Consider the following 16,806-nt stretch of genomic DNA (forward strand, 5'->3'; position numbering starts at 1 on the left):
AGACGCCGAACCGACGACACGGGACGACAGATCCCATCGTCGAGGCAGACGGGCAGAGAGTTGGATGATGCAGATCGCAAAACCGGTCGGGCGCAATGCGTCGGCCCTGAAATACGATATTCTTTCGGCGCTGGCGGTGCATGCGCTGGCGGGCGACAAGCATCGGCAGCGGCTGATCCTGCGGCTTTCGGCGCTGATCACCACCCGCTACAACTGGCAACGCAACGAGCTGTCCATGGGCCGTGACGAGATCGCGCGGCTGTGGTCGGTGGACGAACGTACCGTGAAACGCGAGATGGCCCGGCTGCGCACGCTGGGCTGGGTCACGGTGAAACGTCCGGGCGTGCGGGGTCGGGTCAGTGTCTATGAGCTGGACCTGAAACAGATGCTGCTGGACACGCGGGACAGCTGGGCCGTGATCGGGCCGGATTTCGAGGCGCGATTGGATGAGGCCCCGCAAGTCGAAACAGCGGGCAATGTCGTGCCCCTTCATGTACCGGCCCCGCGCGCCGAGGCCAGCGACGACCCGGTCTGGGGGCAGGTTCAGGCCGCGCTCCATGGACGCGACCCGGAGCTGTGGTCAAGCTGGTTCCAACACCTGAGCGAGGTCGAGCGCAGCAACGGTCGTGCGGTGCTGATGGCGCCGAGCCGGTTCATGGCCGATTACATCGCCGCAAAATGGAGCGGGCGGCTGCTGGCCGCCTATTCGCGCATTGACCCCTCGATCCGGTCGATCCGGATCGAGGCGGCGGGGTGGGGGCCTTAGCGTTTGCGCAGCGCGTCCTGAAGCGCCGCCCCCAACGCGCCGGTATTGCCACCGCCCTTGGGTCCTGATTGCATCGGACCGCGCGGGTTCCGGTCCTTGGGGCCGCCCGAGCGCGCCGGTTTCTCCTGCCGGGCCGAGGCGCCGCCATCCTTGCGCATGGTCAGACCGATCCGCTTGCGGGGTACATCGACCTCGGTCACCGTGACCTTGACCACCTGACCGGCCTTGACCACCTCGTGCGGATCCTTGACGAAACGGTCGGCCAGCTGGCTGACATGCACCAGCCCGTCCTGATGCACCCCGATATCGACAAAGGCGCCAAAGGCCGCGACATTGGTCACCGTGCCCTCCAGCACCATGCCGGGGCGCAGGTCGGTAATGTCCTCGACCCCGTCGGCAAAGGAGGCGGTCACGAAACTGGGGCGCGGGTCACGGCCGGGTTTTTCCAGTTCGGCCAGGATGTCGCGCACGGTGGGCAGGCCGAATGTATCGGTCACGAACTGCTCCGCCCGCAGGCCTTTCAAAGCGCCCTCATGCCCCATGATCTGGCGGATATCACGGCCACAGGCGCCGACGATGCGGCGGGCGACCTCATAGGCCTCGGGGTGCACGGCGCTGGCGTCGAGCGGCTCCTTGCCGTCGCGGATGCGCAGAAAGCCCGCGCATTGCTCGAACGCGCGGGGGCCAAGGCGGGCCACCTTGAGCAGGTCGCGCCGCACGGCAAAGGCGCCGTTCATGTCGCGATGGGCGACGATGGCCTCGGCCAGGCCCGGCCCCAAGCCCGAGACATGCGCCAGGAGCGGCGCCGAGGCGGTGTTGAGGTCGACCCCGACCGCGTTCACCACATCCTCGATCACCGCCTCCAGCATCTGGCCCAGCCGGTGCTGGTCGACATCGTGCTGATACTGGCCGACGCCGATGCTCTTGGGTTCGATCTTGACCAGTTCGGCCAGCGGATCCTGAAGCCGCCGGGCGATGGACACCGCGCCGCGCAAGGAGACATCCAGCCCCGGGAATTCGCGCGCCGCCAGTTCCGAGGCGGAATAGACCGAGGCGCCGGCCTCGCTCACCACCACCTTGGTGGGCGCTTTCACCGATTTCGGCAGCAGTTTCAGCGTGTCGGCCACCATCCGTTCGGTCTCGCGGCTGGCGGTGCCGTTGCCGATGGCGATGAGTTCGATGCCGTGCTGGGCGATCATCCGGGCGATGCTGGCCTGCGCCCCGCGCAGGTCGTTCTTGGGCTGGAAGGGATAGAGCGTGTCGGTTGCCACCAGCTTGCCCGTGGCATCGACCACCGCCGCCTTGACCCCGGTGCGGATGCCGGGATCAAGCCCCAGCGTTGGCCGCGCCCCGGCCGGGGCGGCAAAGAGTAGGTCCTTGAGATTGCGGGCGAAGACCTGGATCGCCTCTTCCTGCGCGCGGGCGCGCAGATCGCCCATCAGGTCGACCATCATCGACAGCGACAGTTTCACCCGCCAGGTCCAGCCGGCCACCTTGCGCAGCCATTCGTCACCGGGGCCGGAGCCACGGGTTTCCAGCCGCGAGGCCACCATGGTTTCGGCCCGCGCCGCGCCCTCGGCATCGGGGGCGATATCCAGCGTCACGACGCCCTCTTTCTGGGCGCGCAGCATGGCCAACGCCCGGTGCGACGGCGTGGTGGCCCATTTCTCGGAATGGGCGAAATAGTCGGAGAACTTGGCGCCCGCCTGTTCCTGCCCCTCGATTACCTTGGCGCTCAGCATCGCCTCGCGGTGCAGAAATGCGCGCAGATCGCCCAGCAGGGTGGCATCCTCGGTCAGGCGCTCGGCGAGGATGTCGCGGGCGCCGTTCAGCGCGTCCTTGCTCGTGGGCACCGCTTCGGAGAGATAGCCCTCGGCCAGCGCCTCGGGTTCGGCGCGGCGGTCGGCCAGAATGGCCTCGGCCAGCGCTTCCAGCCCGTTTTCGCGGGCGATCATCGCCTTGGTGCGGCGCTTGGGCTTGTAGGGCAGATAGATGTCTTCGAGCTGCGCCTTGGTCTCGGCTCGCGCGATGGAGAGCGACAGCTCGTCGGTCAGCTTGCCCTGATCGCGGATCGAGCCCAGGATCGTCTCGCGCCGCGCCTCCAACTCGCGCAGATAGGTCAGCCGGTCGGCCAGCGTGCGCAATTGGGTGTCGTCCAGCCCCCCGGTCGCCTCTTTGCGGTAGCGGGCGACAAAGGGCACGGTGGCGCCTTCGTCCAGCAGCTTGACCGCGGCATCCACCTGTTCGGGGCGGGCATTGATTTCGGCGGCGATGGTGCGGGCGATACGGTCCAAGAAAATTTCTCCCAGATAGGTTGGAGATCCTATCTAGCCAGCGGGGCAGGGGAGGGGAAGGGGGTGAGCGCCGGGCGCTGCCCTATGTGCCGGTTGGGGTATTCGCTGATCGGGTCACGCAGATGTGGAGAATGTCGGCATAGAGCCCATTGCCGCCATGATCAACGAGTAAAAACTGTACCGTTGGGAAGGGCGCCTACGGTGACGCATCCGGCCAAGGGTGCCAGGCCGCAGGTTCCGATCGTCCTGTGTGAAGCTGTATTACTAGGCTGGACTTGCGAGATCACATGTGTCCACTGGAAGGCCTCAAGACTGCCCAGCAGGTTGTGGGCGTTCACGAGTTTTCCCAAGGACTTTCCGCGATAGTCCGGCAGCACGCAGGTCGACCCCTTGAAGACCGTTCCGCCGAGGCGCCCGTCAGGATGGAACTTGTCGACGACGGATGCCGAACCCACGGCTAAACCGGTGTCGGACCATAGAACCGTCGTGACGCATCCAACGAGCGAGCCTGCGCTGTAATATGCCGGATACGGCGCCACGCCGGTCGCGAGATTCAACTCCTGCACCTTTGCAATCTGATCTTCGTTGGGGTGAGTCAGAGTGTCGATCCGCCAGCCATCCGGCAGATCAAGCTTGAAAAGCAAGGCCTCGCAAGCTGCTCGGACATGCTCGGCAGAGCCGCGATAGACCTGCCAGAATGGATAGCTGTAGTGTTCACCTAATTCCGCCTGCACTTTCGGAAGGAACGTGTCGTGATCCTGGGCCACGAACCCTGCAAGCTCGTCCTCGGCCATGAGATCGCGTATCTGATCCCATCCCAACTCGTCGGGTGCCACGATGTTCAGAACGCGCCCGCCATTGGCGACGGCAGGGGTTCTGGATATCCAGTCCTGCCGAGAAAGCAGGCGTTTCTGCACCTCGATATTTGCCGGATCGCCGCAAAAATCCGCCATCCACTCCTCCTTGAAGCCCCGTAAACCCGGACCGTCGGACAACCTTGCGATCGGACACTGCAAAAAAACTTTGGCAGGTGCGGGATCGGTTGACTTGCTGAAAAGGAACCCTCGTTTGAGTTTCTTGCAGCGATCATGTACCCACTCACAGTTCCGAGCAAGCCAATAGGCGCTCGTGCAGCGGCCTTATTAACCGCCGCCAAGCGGTCGGCTTCGTCCGCAAAGTCGTCCTCCGGTTCGATGTGCAGGACGTCTAGGTCAAACTTGCCTGTCGAGACCCGATGCGCGACGGAGAAGTTGATGCATCACATATGCGCAAAATGCCATGACTTTGAGCATGTGAATCTGGGCCGATCTGACGCCACTGTCGCCCACGCACGCGGATTTGCGCAGACTGGGGCAAAATGCGCAGTCTCCCTCGATTGAAACGCGGCGCGCGCCCATGTATGGGGAGCCTGTCAAATCAGAGTAACCGGTGTCGGACCCATGGCCCGATTCCCCCGCGCCGCAACACATGTGGCAACACACTCTCGGATCGCACGCCCCAGGAAAGGCTAGAAAAGGTAAGAGAATATGGCTGATAAAATGAACTCCGACATATTGTATACCATTGTAGACGAAGCGCCGGAGCTGGCCAGCGCCTCGTTCCTTCCGATCATCCGCAAGTTCGTTTCGGCGGCGGGTATCACCGTTGGAACCCCCGATATCTCGCTGGCGGGCCGCATCATCGCGACCTTCCCCGAGAACCTGACCGCAGATCAGCGCCAGTCCGACGATCTGGCCGCCCTGGGCGAGCTGGTGAAGACGCCCACCGCCAATGTGATCAAGCTGCCCAATATCTCGGCCTCGGTGCCACAGCTGGTGGCCGCGATCGAGGAATTGCAGGGCCAGGGCTATGACATCCCGTCCTATCCCGAGGCGCCCGCAACGGATGCGGAAAAGGAGATTCGCGCCCGCTATGACGCGATCAAGGGCTCGGCGGTGAACCCAGTCCTGCGCGAGGGCAACTCGGACCGTCGTTCGGCCAAGGCGGTCAAGAGCTATGCGCAGAAGAACCCGCATTCGATGGGCGAATGGGTGTCGACCTCGAAAACCAAGGTCAGTTCGATGCCGGGCAACGATTTCTATGCCAACGAGAAATCGGCCACCATCACCGCCGCGCAGGCGGGCAAGGCGCGGATCGAGTTCATCGGTGCCGATGGCAGCGTGACCGAGCTGAAAAAGAACTGGCAGCTGGACGAAGGCACCGTTGCCGACGCGACGTTCATGTCGGTCAAGGCGCTGGGGGCCTTTCTGGCCGATGCCATCGAGGACACCAAGGCCGATGGCACCATGTTCTCGCTGCACATGAAGGCCACGATGATGAAGGTTGCGGACCCTATCATCTTTGGTCACGCGGTCAAGGCCTGGCTGGCGCCGGTGTTCGAGAAATTCGGCGACCGTATGGCGGCGCTTGGTGTGAACCCGAATTCCGGCCTGGGCGACCTGCTGGAGCGGGTGAAAGGCGACGCCGAGATCCTGGCCGCCATCGAGGCGGTCAAGGCGGATCGTCCGGCCATGTACATGGTCGACTCGGACCGTGGCATCACCAACCTGCATGTGCCCTCGGACGTGATCATCGACGCCTCGATGCCCGCCGTGATCCGCGCGGGCGGCAAGGGCTGGGATCAGACCGGCGCCAAGGGCGACACCAATTGCGTGATCCCCGACCGCTGCTATGCGACCGTCTATGACGAGACCATCAACTTCTTCAAGGCCAACGGCGCGCTGGACGTGACCACCGCCGGGTCGGTGGCCAACGTTGGCCTGATGGCACAGAAGGCCGAGGAATACGGGTCGCACCCGACCACGTTCGAGGCGCCCGCAGATGGCACCATCCGTATCGTGCTGGCCAATGGCGACGTGCTGCATTCGCATGCGGTCGAGGCGGGTGATATCTGGCGTGCCTGCACCGTCAAGAAGGCGCCGATCGAGAACTGGATCCAGCTGGCAATGGATCGTCAGCGCCTGACCGGGTCCGAGGCGATCTTCTGGCTGGACGCCAACCGTGCCCATGATGCGCAGCTGATCGCCTATGTCAAACCGGTGCTCGAAGCGGCGGGCGTGGCCGACAAGTTCCAGATCCTGGCCCCGCGCGAGGCGACGGCGCAATCGCTCAAGACCATCACAGCGGGCAAGGACAGCATCGCCATCACCGGCAACGTGCTGCGCGATTACCTGACCGACCTGTTCCCGATCCTGGAATTGGGTACCTCGGCCAAGATGCTGTCGATCGTCAAGTTGATGCAGGGCGGCGGGTTGTTCGAGACCGGCGCCGGGGGTTCGGCCCCGAAACACGTGCAGCAGCTGGTCGAGGAAAACCACCTGCGCTGGGACTCGATGGGGGAATTCTGTGCATTGGGGGAAAGCCTGAACTTCCTCGCCGACAGCCGGGGCAATGCCAAGGCCGGGGTGCTGGGCCGCGCCGCCGAGGCGGCGACCCAGGGCATTCTGGATTTCAACCGCAGCCCCAGCCGCAAGGTGGGTCAGCCCGACAACCGCGACAGCCACTACTGGTTCGCCCGCTACTGGGCCGAGGCACTGGCGGCGCAATCCGATGATGCCGCTCTGGCCGCCGAATTCGCCCCGCTGGCCAAGGCGCTGGCCGATGGCGAACAGGCGATCCTGACCGAACTGGCCGCGGCCCAGGGCAAATCCGCCGATATCGGCGGCTATTACAAGCCTTCGGCTGAGAAGAAGGCGGCGATCATGCGGCCGTCTGCGACGCTGAACGCGATCATCGGCTGAGCTTGACGCGATAAAAGATCAAGGGCGCGGGGCTAACCCTCGCGCCCTTTTGCGTGGCGGTTCCGTCAGGCCGCCGGGCGCTTGCCCGGCCGCGTCTCAGGCGGCGAGCACCTGTTTCCCGTCCATCCAGGTTTCGAGCACCTTGATGGTCTTGATCTCGTCGGGTTCCACCTCGCGCGGATCCTGATCGAGGATCACCATATCCGCCAGCTTGCCCGGTTCGAGGCTGCCGATCTCGTGGTCCGAGAACAGCTGCCAGGCGGCCTCGGAGGTCATCGCCCGGATCGCCGAGTCCACCGAGATCCGTTCCTGCGGCGCCAGCACATAGTCCGGTTCCTTCCAGGTGCGGCGGGTCACGGCCATTTCGATCATGTGCAGCGGGTTCGGGTCGGTCAGCATGAAATCCGAATGCAGCGTAAAGCCCACGCCCGCCTCTTCGACGCTTTTACAGCGGTCCAGCAACTGCGCCTTGTCCAGGCCAAAGACCTGATCGCGCATGGCAACGCCCCAATAATGGACATGGCCGATCAGGAAGCTGGCCGAGACGCCAAGCGCTTTCATGCGCGCAATCTGTTCGTCATGCAGGATCGAGCAGTGCTCGATCCGGGGACGCACGCGGGCCATGTCGATCCCGGCATCGGCCAGTGTCTGGCAGGTGTCCAGAATGTTGTCGATGGCCGCATCGCCATTGCCATGGATGGCGAGATGCCAGCCCTTGCTCGCGCGCTCGAGAGCGGTGGCGGTCAGCTCGTCCGGCTCCATATACGCAAGGCCGCGATCCTCGCGATTCAGATAGGGCTCGCGCTGCAGGCCGGTGAACCCCTGATTGGAGCCATCGGCGACCAGTTTGTACCCTGCGACGCGGGCCAGCGCGTTGCCATCGCCCTGTTTCACGTTGGCATTGTCCCAGGCTTCGGTGCCAAGCGTGTAAAAGGGGTAGGCGCGAAGCCGCGCCGTCATTCGGCCCGACTGTGCCGCCGCAGCCATGACCTGGACATCGGCGGGCGATTGCGCCAGCGCGCCAAGGCTGAGTTCAGACACCGTGGTCAGGCCCTGTTGCGACCATTTCTCGAGCAGGCCTAGCAGACCTTCGACCGGGTTCACCTGTTTCATCGCCGGATAGTTTTCTGCAATCTGAAGGAAGGCGACGTTGTTTTTGATCGTGCCGGTCAGGTTGCCATCGGCGTCGCGCATGAATTCGCCGCCGGGCGGGTTCTGAACGTCATTGGTCAGGCCCGAGGCCTCGAACGCCTTGGAGTTGGCATATGCAAGGTGCCCCGAGGCGTTCAGGATGAAGATCGGGTGATCGGTCGAGATCGGATCGAGCTCGGCAAAGGTGAGGGCATCGGCCCCCTCCTGCACCGCCGGATCGAAGTTGCGGAATACCAGCCAGTCGCCGACGGGTGTTTGGGCCGCGCGCGTCGCGATATGGTTCAGCACCTCGTCAACGGTGGTGAAGCGGGCCATGCCGACATAGTCCATGATCGCATCGACCACCGATCCCGAGACGGCATGGGCATGCGCGTCGATAAAGCCCGGCAGGATGGTCTTGCCACCCAGATCGACTACGGTGGCCTCGTCCCCGGTCGCCGCGCGCACCTCGGCGTCGCTCCCCACGGCCAGAATGCGATTGCCGCGAATGGCGATGGCCTGGGCGGTTGAGAAATCGGCGTCAACGGTCAGCACGTTGGCATTGGTGAAAAGGGTGGTGGGCTCGCTCACCTCGGTTTGGGCGCGCGTGTCGTTTGGCATCAGCGCCGCAAGGCTTGCGGCGGCGGCGCCGGTCTTGAGAAAATCCCTGCGGCCCAGACTTGCCCAGTCGATGCTCCAGTTGCAGGACCAGCCGTTGCCGGGCGCGGCCTGACCCTTAAGCTCTCGCACCGTGTGGTTGACCGCAAACAGCCCGCCGAAGGTGCCGCTGCAACATGGACATCCATAGAAATCATCGTGTGCCATGATTTGTCTCGCGATTTGAGGGGGCAGGCAGCCTTTCGCCCTTGACCCGGGATCAGGGTTGCATCGCCTGGTTCAAATTGGAAGTGTCACCTTTGTCGGATCGGCGCCGGGGGCTATCCCAGGCGCGGGAACACGGCGGTTTTCTTCACCGTGCTGTAGACAAAGCTGGTGTCGATCGAGGCGATGCCGCCAATTGGATGGATGCGGGTGCGGATGAACTGTTCGTAAGCGTCCAGCCCCGACACCACCACCCGCAACTGGTAATCCATCGCGCCGGTCATGATGTGGCATTCCAGCACTTCGTCGATCTGGCGCACGCGGGTTTCGAACCGCTGCACATCCTCCTGATTATGGCGCTCCAGCCGGATGCGGACAAAGACGGTGATTGGCAGCCCATAGGCAGCCGGATCCACATCGACGGCAAACCCCCGGATGGCGCCGCTCTTTTCAAGATTGCGCAGGCGGCGCAGGCAGGGCGAGGGTGAGAGACTCACCTTTTCGGCCAGGTCCTGGTTGGTCATGCGCCCGTCCTGTTGCAAGGCCCGGATGATCTGGCGATCTTTGCTGTCCATTTTCGTCTTTCTTGGCAGAAACTGCCAATATTAAAGATCAAGTTGGCATAAATAGCAATCTCATCGCTGTTTGGCTTGGCTATCCTGTCTGCAACACCAGATCAGGAGATCCCGCCATGACCCATGCCAAGGGCTTTGCCAGCCGCGCCATCCACCACGCCTATGACCCGCTGGATCACGAGGGCGCGCTGACGCCGCCCTTGCATCTGACCTCGACCTTTGCGTTCGAGACCGCCGAAGCCGGGGGCGAGATGTTCGCGGGCGAGCGTCAGGGGCATATCTATTCGCGCATCTCGAACCCGACGCTCGACCTGCTGGAACAGCGTATCGCCACGCTCGAAGGGGCCGAGGCCGGGCTGGCGCTGTCCTCGGGGATGGGCGCGATTACCGCCGTTCTGTGGACGCTGTTGTCGCCGGGGGATGAGGTGATCGTGGACAAGACGCTCTATGGCTGCACCTTCTCTTACATGCGGCACGGGCTGGCGAAATGGGGGGTGACCATCACCCATGTGGACCTGACCGACCCCGAGAACCTGAAAACCGCGATCAGCGACAAGACCCGCGTGGTCTATTTCGAAACGCCCGCCAACCCGAACATGCGGCTGGTCGATATCGCGGCGGTGAGCGAGATCGCGCATGGCGCCGGTGCCTCGGTCGTGGTCGACAATACCTATGCCACGCCCTATCTGACCCGGCCCATCGAGATGGGCGCCGATATCGTGCTGCACTCGGCCACCAAATATCTGGGTGGCCATGGCGATGTGGTGGCGGGCCTTGTGGTGGGCGGTGCCGAGCAGATCGCCGAGATCCGCCTCTATGGCATGAAGGACATGACCGGTGCCGTCATGGCCCCGTTCAACGCGATGCTGATCCTGCGCGGGCTGAAAACGCTGGCGCTGCGGATGGACCGGCATTGCGCCTCGGCGCAGGTGGTGGCCGAATGGCTGGCCGCGCATCCGGCGGTGGGCGAGGTCTATTTCCCCGGTCTGACGTCTTTTGATCAGCACGCGCTGGCGAACCGGCAGATGGCCCAGCCCGGCGCGATGATCGCGTTCGAGCTCAAGGGCGGCATGGACGCGGGCCGGGCGATGATGAACCGTCTGAACATGATCGCGCGGGCGGTGTCGCTGGGCGATGCCGAGACGCTGATCCAGCATCCTGCCTCGATGACCCATTCCACCTATACGCCCGAGGAGCGGGCCGAGCATGGGATCAGCGACGGGCTGGTCCGCCTATCGGTCGGTCTGGAAGAGGTCGAGGATATCCTCGCCGATCTGGCGCAGTCGCTGGACGCGCCCCAGGTTCAGGCCGCCGCCTGAGGGCGGCGGCAGCCGCGCGCTTCTGGGGAGTGGCGCGCGGCCTTCGAATACCCTCTGTCCGGACCGATGCGCGGGGCAAACCCGGCGTTGAAACCCCGCGCCACCGGGGCAGGGAAATGATAGACTTCGCCGGACGGGTCTGATCCCGCATTGCAAGGAGAGCGCCGATGAGCACGCCGCAGGACCTTAGCCACCTCAAGACCATCGAACAGCGCATCCTGTGGCTGTCGCACTGGATGATCCACCACGCCAATCACATCCGCCCCAAGGTGGACGGGATCAAGATCGGCGGGCATCAGGCCAGCTCGGCCTCGATGGTGTCGATCATGACCGCGCTCTATTTCAGCGCGCTGAGGCCCGAGGACCGGGTGGCGGTGAAACCCCATGCCAGCCCGGTATTCCATGCCATCCAGTACCTGATGGGCAATCTGGATCGCGCGCGGATGGAGAATTTCCGGGGCTATGGCGGGGTGCAATCCTATCCCAGCCGCACCAAGGATGTGGATGACGTCGATTTCTCGACCGGTTCGGTCGGGCTGGGCGTGGCTGTTACCGCCTTTGCCGCGCTGGTGCAGGACTATATCGCCGCCAAGGACTGGGGGCAGGGCGCGCCCATGGGCCGGATGGTGGCGCTGGTGGGCGATGCCGAGCTGGACGAGGGCAATGTTTACGAGACCCTGCAAGAGGGGTGGAAGAACGATCTGCGCAATTGCTGGTGGATCATCGACTATAACCGCCAGTCGCTGGACGGGATCGTGCGCGAGGGTCTGTTCGAACGGATCGAGAAGATTTTCGACGCCTTTGGCTGGGACGTGGTGCGGATCAAGTATGGCGCGCTGCAACGCGCCGCGTTTGCCGAACCGGGCGGTGACAAGCTGCGCGACTGGATCGACGCCTGCCCGAACCAGCAGTATTCGGCGCTGACCTTCATGGGCGGCGCGGTCTGGCGCAAACGGTTGATGGAGGATCTGGGCGATCAGGGCGACGTCTCTGCCTTGCTCGACCGGCGCAGCGATGACGAGCTGGCCGCGCTGATGGAAAATCTCGGCGGCAACTGCGTTGCCACCATGGCCGAGACATTTGCCGCAATCGACCATGACCGCCCCACCTGTTTCCTGGCTTATACGGTCAAGGGCTGGGGCACGCCGATCGCGGGGCACAAGGACAATCATGGCGGGCTGATGAACAAGACCCAGTTTGCCGCCTGGCAGGCTCATATGGGCGTGCCCGAGGGGCAGGAATGGGAGCCGCTGGCCACGGTTGCCGACCCCGCCGCGCTGCGTGGGTTCCTGGACCGGGTGCCGTTTTTTGCCAAGGGACGTCGGCGGTTCTCCGATGCGCGTCTTGCCGTGCCGGGAATCGAGATTGCGAGCGACCGCGAGATCTCGACCCAGGCCGCCTTTGGCAAGGTGCTGGACGATCTCAGCAAGGGCGACAGCGAACTGGCGGCGCGCATCGTCACCACCTCGCCCGATGTGACCGGCACCACCAACCTCGGCCCCTGGGTGAACCGGCGCAAGCTGTTTGCGCGCAAGGATCAGGCTGACGCGTTTATCGAGCACAAGATCCCCTCGACCGCGAAATGGGAATTCACGCCCAAGGGCCAGCATATCGAGCTGGGCATCGCCGAGATGAACCTGATGCTGCTGTTGGGTGCGGCGGGGCTGAGCCATTCGCTGTTCGGCAAGCGGCTGATCCCGGTCGGCACGGTCTATGACCCGTTTGTGGCGCGCGGTCTCGATGCGCTGAACTATGCCTGTTACCAGGACGCGCGGTTTTTGCTGGTGGGCACGCCTTCGGGCGTGACTCTGGCCCCTGAAGGGGGGGCGCATCAATCCATCGGCTCGCCGCTGATCGGGATGAGCCAGGACGGGTTGGCCGCGTTCGAACCCGCCTTTGCCGATGAGCTGGCGGTGATCATGGAATGGGCCTTCGACTATCTGCAACGCGATGGCGAGGGCGACCCGGACGAGCGCACCTGGCTGCGCGACGAGACCGGGGGCAGTGTCTATCTCAGACTCTCGACCAATCCGATCGAGCAGCCGGGCAAGCGGGTGGACGATGCGTTCCGCCAGGGCGCCATCGACGGCGCCTATTGGCTGCGCAAGCCGGGCCCCAATGCCGAGGTGGTGATCGCCTATCAGGGCGCGGTGGCGCCCGAGGCGATCCGTGCCGCCGGGCTGCTGGGCGAGGCGCGGCGTGATGTCGGCGTGCTGGCGGTGACCTCGGCCGACCGGCTGAACGCGGGCTGGACCGCCGCACAACGGGCGCGGGCACGCGGCAATCCGGCGGCGCTGTCGCATATCGAGCGGCTGATGGGCGAATTGCCACCGCATTGCCAGCTGGTGACGGTGATCGACGGGCATCCGGCAACGCTGGGCTGGCTGGGATCGGTGGCCGGGCACCGGACCATCCCGTTGGGAGTGGAACATTTCGGCCAGACCGGCACCATCGGTGATCTCTACCGCCACTTCGGCATCGACGCGGGCGCGATTGTCGAACGGGTCGAAGGGCTAACCGCCGGTCGCCCGGGCCAGCCCGCGCGGCTGGTCGGATAGGGCTTGCACCCGACTGCCGGAGAGTGGTTAACCTGTTATGTGCTCCGGCGCGGGTCAAGGGGGCAGGGATTTAAGGAAATCCCTGCTCACAGGATTTCACTTGAAATCCTGTGCCACCGCCCCGCCGCTGTCAGTGCGAGGAGGAGGCCATGCCGCATTTCATCGTCGAGTATTCCGGCAATCTCGAGGACGCGCTGGATATTGGCGCGCTTTGCGAGGTGATCCGTGCCACCGCGGCGGGGATCGACACCTTTCCGATGCCGGGCATCCGGGTGCGCGCCTTTCGTGCCGATCACTGGGCGATTGCCGATGGCGATCCCAAGCACGGGTTCATCGACATCTCGATCCGTCTGCGCGCAGGTCGCGCACCCGAGGTGAAACGGGCCGCCGCCAGTGAAGTCTTCGAAGCGGTCCGCGCCTTTGTCTCCCCGGTGATGGCGCAGCGCTCGCTGGCCCTGTCGCTGGAGATGCGCGATATCGACCCGGATCTGTCGCCCAAGACCGGATCGATCCGCGATCACCTCTGACGCCAGCGTGACCACGGGCCGATGCCAAAATCAGGGTCGGGCGCATCGGGCAGGGGGCAGAGAAACTCGATCGAATGCCCGTCGGGGTCTCTGCAATAGACGGTGAGCGCGGGCATCCAGCCGATCACCACCGGTTCGTGGACAGGTTCTCCGTCGAAGCCCAGCGGATCAACACCTGCGACCTTCAACGCGGCGGGGACAGCGAGAACAGCCTCTTTCTCGAGTCGGAACGCCATATGCAGCACCATCCGCATCGGTGCGCTGCCCGCCTGCCACAGGCCCAGCATTCCGGTCTGCTGACCGCCCACCCAGAGAAACGCCAGCCCCCGCGCCGCATGCCGATGGGCCAGTTCCAACCCCAATACATCGCGGTAGAACGTGACGGCGCGGTCGAGGTCGCGCACTGGCAGGTGGGTTTCATAGACGGCGTCGATCCGGGGAAAACAGGGCATGGGTCTCTCTCGATTTGGTCTTATGCGCCCAGACTGCGGCCTCAACCCCGGTTGAGGTCAAGCACCTATTTAAACGCGGAGATTGCCCTAGCCCCGCTGCCCGATCCGCTGTAATTGCCGGGGATGGACAAAACGCAAAGCTATGACATTTTCCTGATGGCGCCGCCGGGACTGGAACAGCCTCTGGCCGAAGAGGCATCCGAGTGCGGCTTTGCCGAACCGTGCGTGGTGCCCGGCGGGGTCGAGACGCGTGGACCTTGGTCCGAGGTCATGCGCGCCAATCTGGTGCTGCGCGGCGCGGGCCGGGTGCTGGTGCGGATCGGCGGTTTTCCCGCGGTGCATCTGGCGCAGCTCGACAAGCGGGCGCGCAAGTTTGCATGGGGCGATTTCCTGCGCCCGGATGTGCCCATTCGGGTCGAGGCGGTCAGCCGAAAGTCCAAGATCTATCATGCGGGCGCCGCCAAGCAGCGGATTGAACGCGCCATCACCGGAGAGTTTGGCGCCCCGATCTCGGACGAGGCCGATATCCGCCTGATGCTGCGGATCGAGCGCGATTTCTGCACCTTTTCCATCGACACCTCCGGCGAGGCGCTGCACAAGCGCGGCCACAAGGAAGCGGTGGGCAAGGCCCCCATGCGCGAGACGATGGCGGCGCTGTTCCTGCGCCAATGCGGGTTTGATGGAACGGAACCCGTGCTCGACCCGATGTGCGGCTCGGGCTCCTTTGTGATCGAGGCGGCGGAATGGGCGGCGGGTCTGGCGCCCGGGCGCACGCGCAGCTTTGCCTTTGAACAATTGGCGGGGTTCGATGCCGCCAAATGGCAGGCGATGCGCGTAGACGCAGGCGAGGGCGGCAAGCCCGAAAGCCGCTATTGCGGGTCCGACCGCAACGCGGGGGCAATCGAGGCAAGCGGCGCCAATGCGGCCCGCGCAGGCGTGGCGGAATTGTGTGATTTCCACCAACGCTCGGTCAGCGATATCCGCCCGTCTGAGGGGCGGCCGGGTCTGGTCATCGTCAACCCGCCCTACGGTGCGCGGATCGGAGATCAGGCGCGGCTGCGCTCGCTTTACGGCAGTCTGGGCAAGGTTCTGATGGACCGCTTTTCGGGTTGGCGCGTGGGAATGATCACGTCGGAGATGAGTCTTGCCCGTTCAACCCGGCTGCCGTTCAAGCCACCCGGTCCGGTGGTCGATCACGGCGGTATCAAGGTCCGGCTTTACCAGACCCCCGCTCTGCGCTGATCCCTATTGTGCTGCCATCGGCACCCGCGCCATGTGGCACCGTTGCCACAGCGTGGACAGCGCCTGAACCAGATGCGCGACATCGGCGTCGCTGTGGACCGGCGACGGGGTGATGCGCAGCCGCTCGGTTCCCTTGGGTACGGTGGGGTAGTTGATTGGCTGGATGTAGATGCCGAACTCTTCCAGCAGGATATCCGAGATAAACTTGCATTTGACCGGATCGCCCACCATCACCGGGATGATATGGCTGGGGTTCGGCAGATGCGGAATGCCCGCCGCGTCCAGCCGCGCCCGCACCTCGGCCACCCGCGCCTGCTGCGCCGCGCGCTCGATCTGCGATGCTTTCAGATGCCGGATCGAGGCAGCGGCCCCCGCTGCCACCGCCGGGGGCAGTGCGGTGGTAAAGATAAACCCGCTGGCAAAGCTGCGGACAAAATCGCAGAGCGCCGCCGAGGCGGCGATATAGCCTCCGACCACGCCAAACGCCTTACCCAGCGTGCCTTCGATCACCGTCAGCCGGTCCATCAACCCTTCGCGTTCGGCAATGCCGCCGCCGCGCGGACCATAAAGACCCACCGCGTGAACCTCATCCAGATAGGTCATCGCACCGTACTTGTCCGCCAGATCGCAGATCTCGCGGATCGGCGCGATATCGCCATCCATCGAATAGACCGATTCAAAGGCGATCATCTTCGGGGCCTTCGGATCGGCAGCCGCCAGTTTCGCCTCTAGATCGGCCAGGTCGTTATGCTTCCAGATCACCCGCTCGGCGCGCGAATGGCGGATGCCTTCGATCATCGAGGCATGGTTGAGCGCGTCCGAGAACACGATCATGCCGGGAACTTTCGAAGCGAGGGTACCGAGGGCGGCCCAGTTCGACACATATCCGGATGTGAACACCAGCGCGGCTTCCTTGCCATGCAGATCGGCAAGTTCCTCTTCAAGCAGCACATGGTCGTGAGTGGTGCCGGATATGTTCCGAGTGCCCCCGGCCCCCGCTCCGCAGCGGTCCAGCGCGTCATGCATCGCGCCCAGAACCGCCGGGTGTTGGCCCATTCCCAGGTAGTCGTTCGAACACCAGATGCGCACTTCCCGCCGGGTCTCTCCATCGGTCTGCTGCGCGGCTGGAAAATTGCCCTTCTGCCGCTCGAGATCAATGAAAACACGGTAATTGCCCTCGTCTTTCAGCTTCGCAAGGCTGTCGCGAAAGAATTGCTCGTACTCCATGGTGTGCGCTCCCGGTGTCTTGGCTTTGCTCTGACGTTAGGAAACTGCCGCGCCGGGCGACATGACTATGGTCAAGTGGACATCGGGATTGACGGTTGCGATCAGAAAAGGCAGATGCACCGGCGCGGCATTTGCCCTAGGCTGAGGCCTAAG

12 protein-coding genes are annotated in these 16,806 nt (G+C 64.2%); 6 read left to right on the forward strand and 6 right to left on the reverse strand.

Annotated elements, in window-relative coordinates; all coding sequences use genetic code 11:
• Positions 1-64 precede the first annotated feature (64 nt).
• Positions 65-766 carry a DnaA N-terminal domain-containing protein gene (locus tag OE747_RS11640; protein ID WP_318527307.1) on the forward strand — a complete coding sequence of 234 codons (702 nt, stop codon included), beginning with the start codon at positions 65-67 and terminating at the stop codon, positions 764-766.
• Here OE747_RS11640 and OE747_RS11645 read toward each other — a convergent pair.
• Both OE747_RS11645 and OE747_RS11650 read right to left on the reverse strand, forming a co-directional pair.
• Entirely contained in the window at positions 763-3,060 is a 2,298-nt protein-coding gene (locus OE747_RS11645; protein WP_263828771.1) for a Tex family protein, read from the reverse strand. The genes OE747_RS11640 and OE747_RS11645 overlap by 4 nt on opposite strands.
• A gap of 161 nt (positions 3,061-3,221) precedes the next feature.
• A complete protein-coding gene (locus OE747_RS11650) occupies positions 3,222-4,013 on the reverse strand; it encodes a hypothetical protein (protein ID WP_263828772.1) in 792 nt (263 codons plus the stop codon).
• A 573-nt stretch (positions 4,014-4,586) separates the two neighbouring features.
• On the opposite strand from OE747_RS11650, the gene OE747_RS11655 reads away from it, so the two are divergent.
• On the forward strand, positions 4,587-6,800 hold the full coding sequence (locus tag OE747_RS11655; protein ID WP_263828773.1) for an NADP-dependent isocitrate dehydrogenase: 2,214 nt from the start codon (positions 4,587-4,589) through the stop codon (positions 6,798-6,800).
• A 96-nt stretch (positions 6,801-6,896) separates the two neighbouring features.
• Here the strand turns inward: OE747_RS11655 and OE747_RS11660 are convergent, their stop codons facing one another.
• A complete protein-coding gene (locus OE747_RS11660) occupies positions 6,897-8,756 on the reverse strand; it encodes an amidohydrolase (protein WP_263828774.1) in 1,860 nt (619 codons plus the stop codon).
• Between the two features lie 113 nt (positions 8,757-8,869).
• Entirely contained in the window at positions 8,870-9,328 is a 459-nt protein-coding gene (locus OE747_RS11665) for an Lrp/AsnC family transcriptional regulator (protein WP_234140617.1), read from the reverse strand.
• 116 nt (positions 9,329-9,444) lie between these two features.
• On the opposite strand from OE747_RS11665, the gene OE747_RS11670 reads away from it, so the two are divergent.
• The 3 genes from OE747_RS11670 (at position 9,445) to OE747_RS11680 (ending at position 13,732) form a co-directional block, all read left to right on the forward strand.
• The gene (locus OE747_RS11670; protein ID WP_263828775.1) at positions 9,445-10,647 is read left to right on the forward strand and encodes a methionine gamma-lyase; all 1,203 of its coding nucleotides are present in this window, start codon (positions 9,445-9,447) and stop codon (positions 10,645-10,647) included.
• Between the two features lie 167 nt (positions 10,648-10,814).
• Positions 10,815-13,205: a 1-deoxy-D-xylulose-5-phosphate synthase N-terminal domain-containing protein gene (locus tag OE747_RS11675; protein ID WP_263828776.1), complete on the forward strand. Its 2,391-nt coding sequence runs from the start codon at positions 10,815-10,817 to the stop codon at positions 13,203-13,205.
• A 149-nt stretch (positions 13,206-13,354) separates the two neighbouring features.
• On the forward strand, positions 13,355-13,732 hold the full coding sequence (locus OE747_RS11680) for a 5-carboxymethyl-2-hydroxymuconate Delta-isomerase (RefSeq protein WP_263828777.1): 378 nt from the start codon (positions 13,355-13,357) through the stop codon (positions 13,730-13,732).
• Here OE747_RS11680 and OE747_RS11685 read toward each other — a convergent pair.
• Positions 13,723-14,184, reverse strand: coding sequence for a VOC family protein (locus OE747_RS11685; protein ID WP_263828778.1), 462 nt, complete (start codon positions 14,182-14,184; stop codon positions 13,723-13,725). The genes OE747_RS11680 and OE747_RS11685 overlap by 10 nt on opposite strands.
• A 123-nt stretch (positions 14,185-14,307) precedes the next feature.
• Here OE747_RS11685 and OE747_RS11690 point away from each other — a divergent pair, with 123 nt between their 5' ends.
• A complete protein-coding gene (locus OE747_RS11690) occupies positions 14,308-15,426 on the forward strand; it encodes a THUMP domain-containing class I SAM-dependent RNA methyltransferase (RefSeq protein ID WP_263828779.1) in 1,119 nt (372 codons plus the stop codon).
• A gap of 3 nt (positions 15,427-15,429) precedes the next feature.
• On the opposite strand, the gene hemA is transcribed toward OE747_RS11690, so the two are convergent.
• On the reverse strand, positions 15,430-16,653 hold the full coding sequence (hemA, locus tag OE747_RS11695; protein ID WP_263828780.1) for a 5-aminolevulinate synthase: 1,224 nt from the start codon (positions 16,651-16,653) through the stop codon (positions 15,430-15,432).
• Between the last annotated feature and the right edge of the window lie 153 nt (positions 16,654-16,806).

Source organism: Ruegeria aquimaris, assembly GCF_025751555.1.
Classification (GTDB): Bacteria; Pseudomonadota; Alphaproteobacteria; order Rhodobacterales; family Rhodobacteraceae; genus Ruegeria_B; species Ruegeria_B aquimaris.